This is a genomic window from Microbispora sp. KK1-11 (genome assembly GCF_006874435.1).
GTDB lineage: Bacteria > Actinomycetota > Actinomycetes > Streptosporangiales > Streptosporangiaceae > Microbispora > Microbispora catharanthi.
The window spans coordinates 596010-611791 of sequence record NZ_VIRJ01000001.1 but is presented as its reverse complement, the minus strand read 5'-3'; the positions used below and the strand labels follow the sequence as shown (position 1 = coordinate 611791).

The window sequence follows — 15782 nt, the reverse complement described above, 5'->3', positions numbered from 1 at the left end:
AGCGGCGGGTGTACGACACCGCGGCCGGCTGCCCGCTACGGCCGCTAGGAAGGTGGAGACCCCGAGCACGGCCTCCCCGAGCAGCGGGTGGGCGAGACTCACCTCCCTGCGCAGCTCGCGCCTCCGCACCTCGACGAGGCGGCGGTCCTCCAGGTCCCGCAGGGCTTCCTCCCCAGCCAACTCGCACAGCAGCCGATATCCGAGCGGCTCGCCCAGGGCCACCAGGCGCAGCGCCAGGTTCGCCTCCGGAGACAGCGCCTTGACCCGTTCACCAACGACCATGTCCATCAGGTACGGCGTGGGTGAGGGTGCGTTCGACGGCCTCGCCGAGGTTCCTCCACAGGTGCCAGCGATCTGCCACCTGGATCGCGTGTGGCGCGCCGCGCGCGGTGCCCTCGGCATAGGCGCTGGCCCGGTCCCGGCACACGATCTCGATGCCGGGGTGAGCCTCTAGCCAGTCCGCGAGGGTGTCGGCCGTCCGGTCGGGCAGCGCGTCGACCACCCTGCTGGTGGAGATGTCGATCAGGATGGTGCCGTAGAAGTGGCCCCGCCGGTCGGCGAAGTCGTCCACGCGGAGCACCTGTGGGCCCGCCGGGAGGGGCGGCTCGGGCAGGCCGCGGATCAATCTGATTAGGGTCGTCCGGCTGACTGAGCTGGCCAGGTGCTGGGTGAGGCGGGCCCCGGCGCGACCGCCCAGCGCAAGCGCACTCGCCCGCAACGCCTTGGCCGCTGGAATGCTGCGGCACCCGTATCGCACGGTCAGGCCCGGAGTCTGCTCGGCGAACGTCGTCCTTACGCAGGTGGCGTTGCGGCAGAAGAATCGGTGTACCTGCAGGTGGATGAGTAGTTCCTGGCCGCCGGCTGCGGTGTCGGACAGCCGCCGTTCGTAGTGACTGTGCCTGCGCCGCGACCGAATTCCGCAGTCCGGGCACGCGGCCTCCATGGTGCCGGTTCTGGCCCGGATCCGCACCGTCGTTCCCGCGCGGAACACCTGGTCAATGCACACGCGGGCCAGGTGGGGGAACAAGACCGCGACCATCTCACTGATCAACACGCCGCAGATCGTCGTCACTACAAGGCGAGCTACTGGCTAGAACACCAGAACCGTGAACAGCTCAGCCCGGGTCCGATCACGGAAAGTGCGCCTGATCCGTTTTCACGCGTCGTCCACAGGGTCAGCAGCAGCGCCAGCCAGCAGATCAGCGCATACGTGTGGTTGATGACTACGGCGAGGCCGTTGGAAAAACTCCATCACCGGGCAGACCTATTCAATCTTGGGGTTCCGTCTAAGGGCTCGCCCTGACGTCCAGGCCCTTCCTCCATGGTGTATTGGGGGGACCTTCGTCAGAAGGGAACAACCCTCCGGGGCGACACCGTGGAGCTGCCCGATGGCCCAGTACGACAAGCTCGCCGACCTCTACGCCGCCATGAGCGAGAGGCTCCGCCCATATCGAACGCACGTGGAGAGGCACAACTTCTGGAAGATCACCGGGACGGTCGAGGGTCTCACGGCGCTCGATATGGCCTGCGGTGACGGCGTCTACTCTCGGGCTCTGGCCGAGCGCGGTGCCAAAGTGATCGGCATTGACCAGTCGGCCGAGATGATCCGGATCGCGAAGGGCATCGAGGACGAGCAGAACCTCGGCATCCGCTATCAGGTCCAGGACGCGGCCGAGCTCGAATCGATCGGCCAGTTCGACCTGGTGACGGCCATCTACCTTCTCCAGTACGCGCCGACGAGGGAAGCCCTCGAGAGCATGTGTCGTGCTCTTCGGGCGAACCTCAAGGAGGGCGGGCGCCTGGTCACCCTCGTCTTCAATCCGCACATGGATCCCGCTCGCGCGGACATGGCGAAGTACGGAATGACCGTGAAGCTCCCGGAGAACAAACGCGACGGCGCGCCGATCTGGGTCGAGGTCTTGCTGGACCCTCCGGCCGGCTTCACGGTCTACCACTGGTCGCAAGAGGCCTACGAGCAGGCATTGGAGGACGCGGGCTTCACAAACCTGACCTGGCACGAGTACGAGGTCTCTCCCGAGGGCCTCGCCGAACGTCCTCCCGGCTACTGGGACGACTACATCACCAACCCCCACGTGGTGTACGTCACCTGCGACACCTGAAGACAGTGGGGGCGGCAGGGTATGCGCCAGCCCGCCATGGACGTGCTCGACGAGCCGGCGGCGCCGCAGCCCTGATGAGCCCGGCTCGTACACACTTTGGAAGTCGTCAGATTCGACATCGGATGGACCGGTCGTCATCTTCCGGCCAGTGCGCCCCCTAGATTTCCGACCCTACTGAAAGACCATCTCGTGCGGCGGCGCGATATGACATCCCATGAGCTACGCTCCTTCAACCCGTACGGCCCACGTATGCCCGTGGCCTACGAGTTCTTCAAGCAAGCGCGAGAGAAAGAACCGGCATTCTTTCCGAGGCGTTGAACGCCTGGTGTGTCACCACCTACGACGGCATCAAAGCCGCCAGCGGTTCACCGTCGATATTTTCCTCTCGTGACGCGTTTTCCAAGCCGACAGGTATGCCTGCCGAAACCCAGCGCGCCATGGACTAATTCTTTGACAAACCGGTCATCACCCGGCTCGATCCGCCCGAGCACCGACCCGTTCGCCGACTGGTACACGAAGCCATTAAGCCCAAAAACGTGGCTTCCTACGAGCCGATGATCCGAGAGATGGTCGACCGCTTCATCAAGCGTTTGCCCGGAGATAAGAATTTCGATCTCGTGGCGGACTTCTCCAACCTGGCCCCCCTGCTCGCGATCATGCACGTCATCGGATTTCCGGAAGAGCACTACGCCGCCGCCTGGGAAATGGCCGACGATCTGCTGGCCATCGTCCTCGGCCATCACGCCCTCGACTCGGAGGAATTGAACACGCGGAGCAAAAGGTTGAATGCCAAGTTCGCCTACCTACAGCGCTTGGTGGAGGACCGCATGGCCTCACCGCGCGACGACCTCATCAGCGTCATGCTCCACAACGAAGTCCAGGGCAAGAAGCTGTCGCCGTCAGAGGTCGTCTGTAACGCTTTCACGCTGCTGTCCGCCGCATGGGAGACCACGTCTAGCACTCTCGCCAGCACCGTGGCAGCTCTGTTGGAGCACCGTGAGCAATGGGCAGCCCTGGCCAGGGGCGAGGCCGATGTGCAAAGCATCGTGCCCGAGGGTTTGCGATACGACACCCCCGCCATCGGTTTGTTCCGTACGGCCAGCGTGGACACCGCGGTCGGCGGGGTGCGGATCAACAAGGGTGACCGGCTGATACTCCTCTTCGCTTCGGCCAACCACGACCCCGCCAACTTCGAGGACCCTGAGCGATTTCGGATCGATCGGGAGTCCACCAGTCCTCATCTCGCCTTCGGGCACGACATCCACCACTGCGTCGGCGCTGCGCTCGCGAAGGCAGAACTGGTCATCATGCTGGAGTCACTCACACAGCGCTTCCCCCTCCTGCGGCGAGTCGACCACAATCCCCTCGTCTACAAACCGATGAGCCAATTGAAGGCGCCCGCGGAACTATGGGTGGCACCTTCCTGACGTAAGGCCGCCAGAGCGGACGCGACCGGAAGCCGAGCCGGTACAGCGACCAGCGACTGTCCTTGGTACTCGTCTCCGCCGGCCTCTCCGAAGAGTGCGCCGGTCGCCAGCCGGGAGTGCTCGCCCCGAAACATGTCGACCCCTGCGGTCACACTTCCAGCAGGACCAGGAGAAGCCCTTCGTCAGGCCGCGGCGGAAGAACTCAATGCGTCCGTTTTGGGGCAGGAACTGCGTGGCGGGGAGCTTGAACCTGCTGCCGTGTGGATTCAATCAAGAAGCACCAGTGAATAACTAGCCTCGAACGCCCTTGCCCGACTGTTCGAGCAATCCCCTCGTTATCAACTTGAACCACAGTTACGGGCAGGACTAAAAACACGATAAGAATTCGACGCCTTCCGTACCCGACCCATGACCTCAGTGGAAGCACCTCCGACTATCGTCTGGCGTTGAGTCGGCCCGGAGAACTCGCAGTCGACCATCCGGCCTATGCGCCGCCATCCGCCACCGGCGCACCTGATCTGGCCCACACGGGCACCGAGGCGGCAGAGCCGGCTTCAACGGAAGAACGCGACGCCGAGAACGGGACGCTCGGCGTGCTCGGGTGTGACCATGACGCCGGTGATTCGGCTGGCGAGCGCGAGGACGGCCGGGATGGCGTTGTCGATCCGTTCGTCGAAGGCCGGGTCGATGCCGAGCTCGCGAAGATGCCGGTTGAGCCGGTCAGGGGCAGTACCCCACCGGGTTCCGGGCCGGCTCGGATCGAAACCGGTGACGAACTCACCCTCGAGGGCGAAGGCGAAGTCGTGGCCGGCGGCGTAATCGTGTCGCATCACCGCGACAGCCTCACCGCCATCGCGGGACAGCTCGCCGATGACCTCGCGTCGCACGCCGCGTCGCCCGCACTCCTCGATGAGGATCGTCCAGTCTCCCGCCCGCCGTACCGTGACGATCTCGGTGCGGCTGAAGTCGGGGTACTCGCCCAGGCCGATCATGCGGATGTGTTCGGGGGCGGCGCCCAGGCGCAGGAGAACTTCATGCTCCTCGACTCCCCTGATGAGGGTGATCGTGTAGATCGGTCCCAGGGGACCCTCGTCCTGCCACGCGTAGTCCTCCGGCGAGGCGCCGGGCGTGCGGGCCATGGCGTGCACCGACTCGGTCTTCTCGGCCTGCTCGTACGCTTCGGGGTTGGCGGCGAAGAAGGCCTCGACGAGCTCGTAAGCGACCCGGCCGCGATCGCTGACCGGATACCCGCTGGCCCCGCGCCCACTCCCGGATCGCAATGCTGATGTCACGCCCGAACACGAGTTGGGTGACACGGAGCGGAGTGAAGTCGGCGTCGGACATGATCGGAACCTACCGATGCCCACTACAGGTGACAACGCACTGCTCCCAGCCGCGGCTCGCAGCTCTCCACGTCACTCCGCGTCGGTGTGGCGAACGACGGTCACCAAGTCGTAGCCAGGAAGGTCGCCACGGCAGCCACGGGCGTCTGCGAATGGTCCCCCGCAGACAATACGTTGTCGATCAAGTTCGAACCGCTCAGAAGCGGGGTCCTTTACGGTGTAGATCTCTCAGTCCGTTTGAACACGATGCGCTCCCCCGGCCAGAGGACCGGCGAATGCGGTGACACGCTGGACATACATCTGTCACCGGGCGGCACGGTCCGGGAGGGCGACTCTTGATGACACCTGGGTGACACAACAGAAAAGCCACAATCCCCGATCTTGGGAACTGTGGCTCCGACCTGCTACAACAGTGTCGGGACGGCGGGATTTGAACCCACGACCCCTTGACCCCCAGTCAAGTGCGCTGCCAAACTGCGCTACGTCCCGTTGCCCTGGTCTCCCCGGGCACACCCAAACCTTAGCGCAGTTTCCGCCGTCGTGCGTACACGAACCGCGCCAGTGGGCCTAGGCTGGCGATCATGGGGAGGAAGGCGCGCATCGACCAGGAAGAACTCGTCCGGCTGGCCGCCGAAGGGTGGACCAACGCCCGTCTCGCCGAGCACTTCGGTGTAACGGAGTCGGGCATCCTCCAGGCGAAGCGAGCCGCCGGCCTGTCCAAGCCGATGACGGACCACAGCCGCGCCCTGCCGTGGAAGCTCCGGCGCGAGCACAGCCAGAGCGGCCCCGCCACCAACCTGCGGAACCTCTCCGCCGCGGCCCAGGGCCGCCGGATCCCCAAGGACAGGCTCAACACCGCCCTGCGGTGGGCGAACCGGCTGGTCGACAACGGGCTCGACATCGCCTACGACCCCGAGCGAGGCTTCCACGAGGTGCCCGCCGGGGACGACTCACACGTCGCCCGGGTCCTCGCCGAGGCCCGCGAAGCCACGGACGCGGCGGGCACCACTCCCTGACCGTACGGCTCACACGCCGTCCCGCGGCAGGGGCGTGGTCTCCTCGCGTACGTGCACGTGGCGCTCGCCCGGGTGGACGGCGGTGTGCGACTCGGTCTCCTGGACGTGGACGTGCGGCTCGGCCGCCGGGTCCACGGTGTACATCGTGTCCGGCTCGATGGTCTCCACCGTCTCCTCGGTTCGCGGGCGCCGGGTGTAGCGACCGGTCAACACCATGCCGACGACCCCGACGGCCATGAGAATCCAGCCGATCATTTGCAGGTCGATTCCAGGAACGTCCCATTTGACGGCGAACGCGAGAACCGCGCCGACCGCGATGAAGGCGAGACTGGCCCCGAAGCCCATGGCTACCTCCTCTGCTGGTCAACCGCCCTTTACCCGCAGAATCCGCGATTACGCAAGGCGTGAAGGCCGCATTCCCGGGCAGTGCGGATGAACAACGCACTCACCCCTGGAGGCAGATATGACCGCCGTAGCATGGGTGGCCGTCGTGATCGTCGCCGTGCTGGTGATCCTGGCAGTCGGTTACCTTGTGTCGGCACGCAACCGCCGGCGCCACCTGCAGGACCGTTTCGGGCCCGAGTACGAACGTGCGGTGCGGGAGAGCGACAGCCGTAAAGAGGCCGAGCAGGAACTGCTCGCCCGCGAGGAGCGCCACGCCAAGCTGGACATCCGCCCGCTCGACCCGCAGACCCGGGAACGGTACGCGAGGAAGTGGGCCGAGGTGCAGGAGCGGTTCGTGGACGCTCCCGGCTTCGCCGTGACCGAGGCGGACGCGCTGGTCACCGCGGTGATGGCCGAGCGCGGCTATCCCACGGACGAGTTCGAGCAGCGTCTGAGCGACCTGTCGGTGGCCCACGCCGCCACGCTCGACCACTACCGCAATGCCCACGACATCAGCAGCCGCGCCGCCCGGCAGGAGGCCACCACGGAAGAACTCCGCCAGGCGATGGTCCACTACCGCGCGCTGTTCCAGGAGCTTCTCGGCGACGGCGCCGGCGTCGCTCTGAACGACCACGTCAACGGTGCCGCGTACACCACCGACGGCTACGACGGCGCCTCGATGAACGGCCACCACGCGGACGTACGGAAGGCGGGGCGATGACCATGCGGACGAACAGGTACGACGAGCGCGACAACCTCGCCGAGCAGCCGACTCCCGAGACCCCCGAGCCCCTCGAGGAGGAGGCTCGCAGAGAGAGGGCTGTCGCGGACGCCGGGCGGGACGAGCACGAGGGTCCCGGCCCGGTCTACTCCCCCAGCGACGCGTACACCGCCGGCTACACGGACGGCACGGCACGCGACGCCGACGAGCGCGTGTACCCGCGGGACACGACGCCGGAAACCGGCGGTGACGCGCAGACGGACGAAACGACGGACGCGGACGGCGACGGCTCCCGCTTCCGCCAGCCGTACGGCCAGGCGGGCGACGACGTCCTCACGTCGCCCCAGAGCGGCGGCAGGCACACGGCCGAGGGCGACCTCCTCGTCGCAGGCGGCCGTACGGACGACTACACCGAGCCCGGCACCCAGGCGGGTCGGTCCGACGACGCGACCGGCGCGTACGGCACCTACGGCGACGACGCGCACCGTGACGCCGAGACGGACGGCACCGGCTACGCCCGGGACGGTGTGACCGGCGGCGACGCCACCACCGGCGCCACCGTCGACGGGCCGGTGGCCTACCCCGTCACGACCACCACCGCCGCCTCCGGCGCGGCGTCCGTCCTGGACGAGGCGCTGGACAGCCGGTGGCGCGAGATCAAGACGGGCTTCGTCGACGATCCCCGTCAGTCGGTCGAGCAGGCGGACGCGCTCGTGGAGGAGGCCCTGTCGGCCCTCACCAGCCGCCGCCAGGCGCTGCTCGACAAGTGGAAGGACAACGAGCGGGGCGACACCGAGGCGCTGCGCCTGGCCCTGCACGAGTACCACGCGTTACTGGCCCACCTGACCCGGAAGTGAGGTAACAATGCTCGCCATCGCCGCGGCGGTCGTCTTCGGGATCGCCTTCCTCCTCGATCTACTCAACGCGAGCATCGGCATCGGCCTGACCGCGCTGCTCGCCCTCGGCCTGTGCCTGCTGTCTCTGCACCAGGCCGGCGTCGGCACCGCCGGGGTGAACTCCTGGCGCGGCGGCTGGCGCGGCGGACGCGTCCGTCGCTGACATCCGCGATCCGAACGTCTCCACCCGAAAACACATCCCTGAACACCCGAAGCGGTCTCGCGGGAGCACTCCTCCCACGAGACCGCTGGAGCGTACAACCGCAGAAATCCGCCCCACCGGCCCCCTCAGGAGACCGAGATGCCCCACACGGTGGAAGAGGTCATGACGCGCGATCCGGTCACGCTGCCGGAGGAGGCTCCGGTGGTCAAGGCCGCGAAGCTGATGCGCGACCGCGGGATCGGCGACGTGCTGGTGGTCGGGGACGGCCGGCTGCGCGGGCTGGTGACCGACCGGGACATCGTCGTACGCGCGGTCGCGGAGGGCAGGGATCTCACGACCACTCCCCTGGCGACGCTGTGCACCTCCGACGTGGTGACCGTCGGCCCCGACCAGGACGTGGCCGAGGCGGCGCGGCTGATGCGGGACAAGGACGTGCACCAGCTTCCGGTCGTCGTGGACGGCCGCCCGGTCGGCGTCGTCGCCCTGGCCGACCTCGCCCCCGACCTCGCCCCCGACCTCGCCCCCGGCGTCACTCCCGACTACGCCCCCGCCTGAACGGTCCCCGTACGGCGCCGCCCTGGCGCAGGAGGACGGACGCCGGCGCCCTGTTCGCTCCTGCCGAAAATCATGCGTGAGTGAGCTAGCTGCTCATATAGCGTGTTCGGCATGATTTTGCCCTCCCCGCGACGCTCCCCTGGGCCACGGCCGTGCTGAGCCGCCTGCTCCGCACGTACCTGCGGCCCTACTCGCCCGCGCTCACGGCGGTGGTGCTGTTCCAGCTGGTCGGCACCATCGCCTCCCTGTACCTGCCCAGCCTGAACGCCGACATCATCGACCAGGGGGTGGCCACCGGCGACACCGGCTACATCCTGGCCACCGGCGGCTGGATGCTGACCGTGTCCCTCGTGCAGATCGCCTGCTCGATCGCGGCGGTCTATCACGGTGCCAGGGTGGCGGCGGGGTTCGGCCGGGACGTCCGGTCGGCGGTCTTCCACCGCGTGAGCGGGTTCTCCCAGCGGGAGGTCGCCGAGTTCGGGGCTCCGTCGCTGATCACCCGCAACACCAACGACGTGCAGCAGATCCAGATGCTCGTGGTGATGACCTGCACGATGCTGGTCGCCGCGCCCATCATGGGAGTCGGCGGCATCATCATGGCCCTGCGTCAGGACGTCGGGCTGTCGTGGCTCATGCTGGTCTGCGTCCCGGTGCTGCTGATCTCGATCGGGCTGATCGTCTTCCGCATGGTCCCGCAGTTCCGCGCCATGCAGACCCGCATCGACGTGGTGAACCAGGTGCTCCGCGAGCAGCTTTCCGGCATCCGCGTGGTGCGGGCCTTCGTCCGGGAGCGCGAGGAGACCGACCGGTTCGCCGGGGCGAACGACGAGCTGACCGGGACGGCGCTGCGCGTCGGGAGGCTGACCGCGCTCATCTTCCCCACCGTGATGCTGATCCTCAACGCCTCCAGCGTCGCCGTGCTGTGGTTCGGCGCCGCCCGGGTGGACAGCGGCGAGATGCAGGTGGGCGCCCTCACCGCGTTCCTCATGTACCTGATGCAGATCCTCATGTCGATGATGATGGCCACCTTCATCTCGATCATGATCCCGCGCGCCGCGGTCTGCGCGGAGCGCATCGCCGAGGTGCTGGACACCGAGTCGTCGGTGCGCCCGTCCGAGCATCCCGTACGGCAGGTGGACCGCCGGGCCGAGCTGGAGCTGCGTGACGTCGAGTTCCGCTATCCGGGCGCGGAGGCGCCGGTGCTGTCCGGTGTCTCCTTCCGCGTGGCCGCGGGACAGACCACCGCGATCATCGGCAGCACCGGGTCGGGGAAGACGACCCTGGTCTCCCTGGTGCCCCGGCTGTTCGACGCGACCTCCGGCGCCGTGCTGATCGACGGTGCCGACGTACGCGACCTCGACCCCCAGATGCTCTGGACGCGCATCGGCCTGGTGCCGCAGAAGCCGTATCTGTTCACCGGCACCGTGGCGAGCAACCTGCGGTACGGCAACCCGGACGCCACCGACGAGGAGCTGTGGGAGGCGCTGGAGATCGCCCAGGCCCGCGACTTCGTCGAGGCGATGCCCGAGGGCCTGCAGGCGCCGATCTCCCAGGGCGGCACGAACGTGTCCGGCGGGCAGCGCCAGCGCCTGTCCATCGCCCGCGCGCTGGTCGCCAAACCCGAGATCTATCTGTTCGACGACTCGTTCTCGGCGCTCGACCTGACCACCGACGCCAGGCTGCGCGCCGCGCTGCGCCCGTACACGGCCGGCGCCGCCGTGGTGATCGTCGCCCAGCGGGTCTCCACCATCGCCGACGCCGACCAGATCGTCGTCCTGGACGACGGCGTCGTCGCCGGCATCGGCACCCATGACGAGCTGCTCGGTTCCTGCCCGACGTACGTCGAGATCATCGAGTCCCAACTGACCGCGGGGAGTGCGGTATGAGCGACCGGCCCACGGCACGGCCCACAGCACCGGCGCGACCGCGGCCCGCCGGAGGCGGCGGTTTCGGGCCCTTCGGCGGCGGGCAGATGCCGGCGGAGAAGTCGATGAACTTCGGCCCCTCCCTCCGGCGGCTGCTGCGCCGGTTGAGCCCCGAACGGCCGAAGATCCTGGCCGTGATCGGCCTCGCCGTGATCAGCGTGGTGTTCTCCGTCATCGGGCCGAAGCTGCTCGGCCGCGCGACCGACGTCATCTTCAGCGGTGTGATCGGCGGACGGCTGCCCGCGGGAACGACCAAGGAGCAGGCCGTGCAGGGGCTGCGTGCCTCGGGCCACGGCGACTTCGCCGACATGCTCTCGGGGATGGACGTCGTCCCCGGCCACGGCATCGACTTCGGCGCGCTGGCCACGGTCCTGGCCTGGGTGCTGGGGCTGTACGTCGCGGCGTCGCTGTTCATGTGGCTGCAGGGCCGGCTGCTCAACGACGTGACGCAGGGCACGGTGTTCCGCCTCCGGGCCGACGTCGAGGAAAAGCTGCACCGGCTCCCGCTGAAGTTCTTCGACGGCCAGCCGCGCGGCGAGCTGCTCAGCCGGGTCACCAACGACATCGACAACGTGTCGCAGACCCTGCAGCAGACGCTGAGCCAGCTGCTGAGCTCGCTGCTCACCGTGATCGGCGTGCTGGTCATGATGTTCGTGATCTCGCCGCTGCTCGCGGTAATCGCACTGGTGACGATCCCGGTCACGATGATCGTCACCGGGCAGATCGCCAAGCGCTCGCAGAAGCAGTTCGTCGCCCAGTGGGCCCACACCGGCACGCTGAACGCCCACATCGAGGAGGCGTTCACCGGCCACGAGCTCGTGAAGGTCTTCGGGCGGGGCCCAGAGGTCGAGCAGGTGTTCCGGGAGCGGAACGAGGCCCTGTACAAGGCGAGCTTCGGCGCCCAGTTCATCTCCGGGATCATCATGCCGGCGATGATGTTCATCGGGAACCTCAACTACGTCGCCATCGCGGTCGTCGGCGCCGTTCGGGTGGCGAGCGGGTCGATGAGCCTGGGCGACGTCCAGGCGTTCATCCAGTACTCCCGGCAGTTCACCCAGCCGCTGACCCAGGTCGCCTCGATGGCCAACCTGCTGCAGTCGGGGGTGGCCTCCGCCGAACGGGTCTTCGAGCTGCTGGACGCCGAGGAGCAGGAGCCCGACCCCGCCGACCCGGTGCTGCCCGCCACCCGGCGGGGGCGCGTCGAGTTCGAGCACGTGTCCTTCAGGTACGACCCCGAGCAGCCCCTCATCGAGGACCTGTCGCTGGTGGCCGAACCCGGGCACACGATCGCGATCGTCGGCCCGACCGGCGCGGGGAAGACCACGCTGGTCAACCTGATCATGCGCTTCTACGAGCTGGACGCGGGCCGCATCACCCTCGACGGCGTCGACATCACGGCGATGCGCCGCGAGGACCTGCGCTCGCAGATCGGCATGGTGCTCCAGGACACCTGGCTGTTCGGCGGGACGATCCGCGACAACATCGCCTACGGCAACCCCAGGGCCACCGAGGAGGAGATCCAGGCGGCGGCGCGGGCGACGTACGTCGACCGGTTCGTCCGCACCCTTCCCGACGGGTACGACACCGTGATCGACGAGGAGGGCGGCAACATCAGCGCCGGCGAGAAGCAGCTGCTGACCATCGCCCGCGCCTTCCTCGCCAACCCGTCCCTGCTCATCCTGGACGAGGCGACCAGCTCGGTCGACACCCGCACCGAGGTCCTGGTGCAGCACGCGATGGCCGCGCTGCGCAGCGACAGGACCAGCTTCGTCATCGCCCACCGGCTGTCCACCATCCGCGACGCGGACCTCATCCTGGTGATGGAGGCCGGCAGCATCGTCGAGCACGGCACCCACGACGAACTACTCGCCGCCCGGGGCGCCTACCACCGGCTCTACTCGGCGCAGTTCGCCGGGGCCCTGGCCGGCGACGACACCCGCACGGAAGTGGGCTGAGGAGCGCCGCGTGGCCTCGGGTCACGCGGCACTCCCCACAGCGGGTCACGAGCGGGCGGACAGGGTGAACTCCTTACGCGGCTCCTCGATGGCCCCCAGCGAGACGATCTCCCGCGGGAAGAACAGCCCGAGCGTCCAGTCCATGAGGATCCGGGTCTTCTTGTTGAAGGTCGGCATCCGCGTCAGGTGATAGGTGCGGTGCATCAACCAGGCGGGGAAGCCGCGAAGCTCCCGGCCGTAGATCTGCGCGACCCCCTTGTAGAGCCCCAGGCTCGCCACCGACCCCGCGTACTTGTGCCGGTACGGCCGCTGGACCTCCCCCCGCAGCGCCGCGAGCAGGTTGTCGGCCAGCTTCCTGGCCTGCCGTACGGCGTGCTGGGCGTTGGGCGGGCAGAACTCGCCCGGCCGGGTGAGGTCGGGAACGGCGGCGGAGTCGCCCGCGGCGAAGGCGAAGTCGGTGCCGTGCACGCGCAGGCAGGGATCGACCCTGACCCTGCCCTTCTTGTCCAGGGGCAGGTCGCCCGCGGCGACCAGCGGGTTGGGCTTGACGCCCGCGGTCCAGACGAGGGTGTCGGCGTCGAACTCCTCGCCGTCGCTCAGCACGATGTGGCAGTCCTCCGCGGACTTCAGCAGCGTGCCCATGCGGATCTCGATGCCCCGCTCGCGCAGCTGCAGGGCCGTCCACTTGCCCATGTCGGGGCCCACCTCGGGCAGGATGCGGTCGGTGGCCTCGACCAGGATCCAGCGCATGTCCTCGCGGCGCAGCCCGGCGAAGTACTTGAGCGCGCCCGCCGCCATGTCCTCCAGCTCGGCCAGGGCCTCCACCCCGGCGTAGCCGCCGCCGACGAAGACGAAGGTGAGGGCCCTGCGGCGGACCTGCGGGTCCGGCGTGGACGCGGCGATGTCGAGGCAGCCGAGCACGTGGTTGCGCAGGGCGATGGCCTCTTCGATGGTCTTGAAGCCGATGCCGTGCTCGGCCAGGCCGGGCACCGGCAGCAGCCGTGAGATCGAGCCCGGCGCGACGACCAGGTAGTCGTAGTCGATGGTGAGGCCGGGCCCCTCGTGCGGGGTGAACTCCGCCTTCCGGTCGCCCAGCCGCACCTGGGTGACCCGCCCGCTGAGGATCTGGCACCGGTTCAGCACCCGCCTGAGCGGGACGACGACGTGCCGCGCCTCGATGTTGCCGGCCGCCGCCTCCGGCAGGAAGGGCTGGTAGGTCATGTAGGAGTCGAGGTCCGCGACGGTCACGAGCGCCTCGCCGCGGCGGAGCCTGCGCTGCAGGCGGAGTGCTGTGTACATGCCGACGTATCCGCCGCCGACGATCAGAATCCGTGGGACAGCCATGGCTGTCCCCTACCCCTACTCGAGGAGGAAACGCATCGTCACCGTGCTCCCCCTGGGACCGGTGGTGACGTGGAGGTCGTTGCTCAACATGCGCGCGACCCACAGCCCCATGCCGCTGGTCGCGTCCTCGGGAGGCGGGTCGTGGCCCGGCTCGCCCTCGAGACGCCACTCCCGGCCGTCGTCGTGCACCGCGACCACCAGGGCCGGCCCCTCACGCCAGATGCCCAGCCGTGCCTTGGTCGACCCGTGGGTGACCGCGTTGGTGGCGACCTCGTTGAGCGCGACCAGGAAGTCGCCGATCGCGTCCTCCCGCATACCGCGACGGAGCGCCTCGGCGGCGGCGAACTCCCGCAGATCGGGCAGATCGGCTAAGGAGAAGGCACGCTCCCTTGCCGCTCTGGTGACGTGCGCGGGAACGCCGTCATCTTTCACCCGGTACACGCCTCCCGCCGGAAATCTGGACGTCTCAGGATCTATGGGCTGTGGGCAGGACGAAGATACCCCGAGACACCGCCTTGGCACAGACGGTGTCCCGGGCATCATCGCATCCTCTCATCCGGCGACGAGCTCCGCCCGGAGCTGGTCGAGGGTCTTGCGGAGGATCCGTGAGACGTGCATCTGCGATATCCCGAACTCCGCCGCGATCTCGGCCTGCGTCATGTTGCCGTAGAAACGCAGCAGAAGGATGTTCTTCTCCCGCTCGGGGAGAAGGTCGATGAGAGGCTTCAGCGCCTCGGTGTCCACCAGGGTGTCGAGCGCGTCGTCCTCTTCGGGGATCACGTCGCCGAGAGCGGCGGCGTCGTCGTCGGCCCCGATCGGCGCGTCCAGGGAGAGGGTGCTGTACGCCGCGGAGGCGTCCATGGTGAGGAGCATGTCCTCCTCGGACAGACCCATCTTCTTGGCGAGCTCGGCGACCGTGGGGAACCGGCCCAGCTCCTGGGTCATGTCGGCGACGTGCCGGTTGAGCTCGGCCCGGCGCTCCTGGTAGAGGCGGGGCACCCGGACGGCCCAGGTGCGGTCCCGGAAGTGCCGCTTGACCTCGCCGGTCATGGTGACCATGGCGTACCCGCGGAAGCTGTGGCCGAGGGTGGGGTCGAAGCCGTTGATGGCCTTCATGAGGCCGACGTACGCGGCCTGGAGGAGGTCTTCCATCGGCTCGCCGCGGTTGAGGTACCGCCGGGCGATGTCCCTCGCCATCGGACGGTGCATTTCCACGATCTTTTCACGGAGGCGTTCCCGCCGCTCCTCGGACAGTCCGTCCTCGGCCAGCTCGGCCAGGAGCTCTTCGGCGGTCGGATTGCTGACGGTCTCTGCACGGACCTCGGCAGCCATCTGCGCAGTCCCCTCGTATTTTTCTCGCGAGGGCGCCTACGCGCTGGGGTGACCACGCAGAAGGCACGCCTCGCTACAGTATCGAGACGAGGCCCTCTGCTGGACCTCTGCTTCAGTATATTGCCCCAAAATCAGGAGTATCACCACCCCTTCGGCACCAGTAATGTTGCCGCAGAGGAGGCGCGAGGTGTCTAACAACGGACTGCTGTCCCTGACGTCCAGCATGGCGGGGGACATCGTGGTGATCCATGTGAACGGTGTTCTCGACGCCACGACACGTGAGCAGTTCTCGGACTATCTGGACGCCGCGGCGGACGACCACGGCCCCGACATGGTCCTCGACCTGGGCGGCGTGACGTTCATGGACTCCCGGGCGCTGGGCCTGATCGTGCATCACTGGCAGCGCTCGACCACGGCCGGCGGCAACTTCGCGCTGATCTCCGTCCAATACCCGAACTCCAAGGTGATGTGGGTCACCGGGCTGTCCGAGCGGCTGCCCCTGTTCGACACCCTCGACGAGGCCCTGACGGCGTTCGCCGCCTGAGCCGGCCGCGCCCCGCCGCCACCCGCGTCGCCGTCCCCGCCGCCACCCCGCGCCGGC

16 protein-coding genes and 1 tRNA gene are annotated in these 15782 nt (G+C 68.1%); 10 read left to right on the top strand and 7 right to left on the bottom strand.

Annotated features, from left to right (window positions below; genetic code table 11):
* Positions 1–268: 268 nt before the first annotated feature.
* Positions 269–1072 (bottom strand): ISL3 family transposase, encoded by an 804-nt coding sequence (locus FLW16_RS02840; RefSeq protein ID WP_142557220.1) that lies wholly within the window; start codon positions 1070–1072, stop codon positions 269–271.
* A 316-nt stretch (positions 1073–1388) separates the two neighbouring features.
* On the opposite strand from FLW16_RS02840, the gene FLW16_RS02835 reads away from it, so the two are divergent.
* Complete coding sequence (locus tag FLW16_RS02835; RefSeq protein ID WP_142557218.1) at positions 1389–2120, top strand: class I SAM-dependent methyltransferase; 732 nt, start codon at positions 1389–1391, stop codon at positions 2118–2120.
* 464 nt (positions 2121–2584) lie between these two features.
* Positions 2585–3547: a cytochrome P450 gene (locus tag FLW16_RS02830; RefSeq protein WP_396684880.1), complete on the top strand. Its 963-nt coding sequence runs from the start codon at positions 2585–2587 to the stop codon at positions 3545–3547.
* A gap of 554 nt (positions 3548–4101) precedes the next feature.
* Here the strand turns inward: FLW16_RS02830 and FLW16_RS02825 are convergent.
* Entirely contained in the window at positions 4102–4839 is a 738-nt protein-coding gene (locus FLW16_RS02825; protein WP_142557214.1) for a DUF6461 domain-containing protein, read from the bottom strand.
* Between the two features lie 466 nt (positions 4840–5305).
* Positions 5306–5379 (bottom strand) — tRNA-Pro (locus tag FLW16_RS02820).
* Positions 5380–5471: 92 nt separating this feature from the next.
* Here FLW16_RS02820 and FLW16_RS02815 point away from each other — a divergent pair.
* Complete coding sequence (locus FLW16_RS02815; RefSeq protein WP_142557212.1) at positions 5472–5906, top strand: hypothetical protein; 435 nt, start codon at positions 5472–5474, stop codon at positions 5904–5906.
* 9 nt (positions 5907–5915) lie between these two features.
* Here the strand turns inward: FLW16_RS02815 and FLW16_RS02810 are convergent, their stop codons facing one another.
* Positions 5916–6251: a DUF6458 family protein gene (locus FLW16_RS02810; RefSeq protein WP_079319766.1), complete on the bottom strand. Its 336-nt coding sequence runs from the start codon at positions 6249–6251 to the stop codon at positions 5916–5918.
* Between the two features lie 118 nt (positions 6252–6369).
* Between FLW16_RS02810 and FLW16_RS02805 the strand changes: the two genes are divergently transcribed.
* The 6 genes from FLW16_RS02805 (at position 6370) to FLW16_RS02780 (ending at position 12505) form a co-directional block, all read left to right on the top strand.
* Positions 6370–7011, top strand: coding sequence for a hypothetical protein (locus FLW16_RS02805; RefSeq protein ID WP_142557210.1), 642 nt, complete (start codon positions 6370–6372; stop codon positions 7009–7011).
* Positions 7008–7868 carry a hypothetical protein gene (locus FLW16_RS02800; RefSeq protein WP_142557208.1) on the top strand — a complete coding sequence of 287 codons (861 nt, stop codon included), beginning with the start codon at positions 7008–7010 and terminating at the stop codon, positions 7866–7868. Before FLW16_RS02805 ends, FLW16_RS02800 begins: the two co-directional genes overlap by 4 nt.
* A 7-nt stretch (positions 7869–7875) precedes the next feature.
* Positions 7876–8070 (top strand): hypothetical protein, encoded by a 195-nt coding sequence (locus FLW16_RS02795; RefSeq protein ID WP_030509495.1) that lies wholly within the window; start codon positions 7876–7878, stop codon positions 8068–8070.
* 138 nt (positions 8071–8208) lie between these two features.
* Positions 8209–8625: a CBS domain-containing protein gene (locus tag FLW16_RS02790; protein ID WP_142557206.1), complete on the top strand. Its 417-nt coding sequence runs from the start codon at positions 8209–8211 to the stop codon at positions 8623–8625.
* A gap of 152 nt (positions 8626–8777) precedes the next feature.
* On the top strand, positions 8778–10511 hold the full coding sequence (locus FLW16_RS02785) for an ABC transporter ATP-binding protein (protein WP_142557204.1): 1734 nt from the start codon (positions 8778–8780) through the stop codon (positions 10509–10511).
* On the top strand, positions 10508–12505 hold the full coding sequence (locus tag FLW16_RS02780) for an ABC transporter ATP-binding protein (RefSeq protein ID WP_142557202.1): 1998 nt from the start codon (positions 10508–10510) through the stop codon (positions 12503–12505). The genes FLW16_RS02785 and FLW16_RS02780 overlap by 4 nt, the downstream gene beginning before the upstream one ends.
* Before the next feature lie 45 nt (positions 12506–12550).
* Here FLW16_RS02780 and FLW16_RS02775 read toward each other — a convergent pair whose 3' ends face one another.
* The 3 genes from FLW16_RS02775 to FLW16_RS02765 all read right to left on the bottom strand — a co-directional run bounded on the left by FLW16_RS02775 (position 12551) and on the right by FLW16_RS02765 (position 15181).
* Positions 12551–13849, bottom strand: a complete 1299-nt coding sequence (locus tag FLW16_RS02775; protein ID WP_142557200.1) for an NAD(P)/FAD-dependent oxidoreductase — start codon at positions 13847–13849, stop codon at positions 12551–12553.
* A gap of 15 nt (positions 13850–13864) precedes the next feature.
* A complete protein-coding gene (locus FLW16_RS02770) occupies positions 13865–14281 on the bottom strand; it encodes an ATP-binding protein (RefSeq protein ID WP_185949206.1) in 417 nt (138 codons plus the stop codon).
* Between the two features lie 120 nt (positions 14282–14401).
* Positions 14402–15181: a SigB/SigF/SigG family RNA polymerase sigma factor gene (locus tag FLW16_RS02765; RefSeq protein WP_142557195.1), complete on the bottom strand. Its 780-nt coding sequence runs from the start codon at positions 15179–15181 to the stop codon at positions 14402–14404.
* 187 nt (positions 15182–15368) lie between these two features.
* Between FLW16_RS02765 and FLW16_RS02760 the strand changes: the two genes are divergently transcribed.
* Positions 15369–15725, top strand: a complete 357-nt coding sequence (locus FLW16_RS02760; RefSeq protein WP_260614795.1) for an STAS domain-containing protein — start codon at positions 15369–15371, stop codon at positions 15723–15725.
* The last annotated feature ends 57 nt before the right edge of the window (positions 15726–15782 follow it).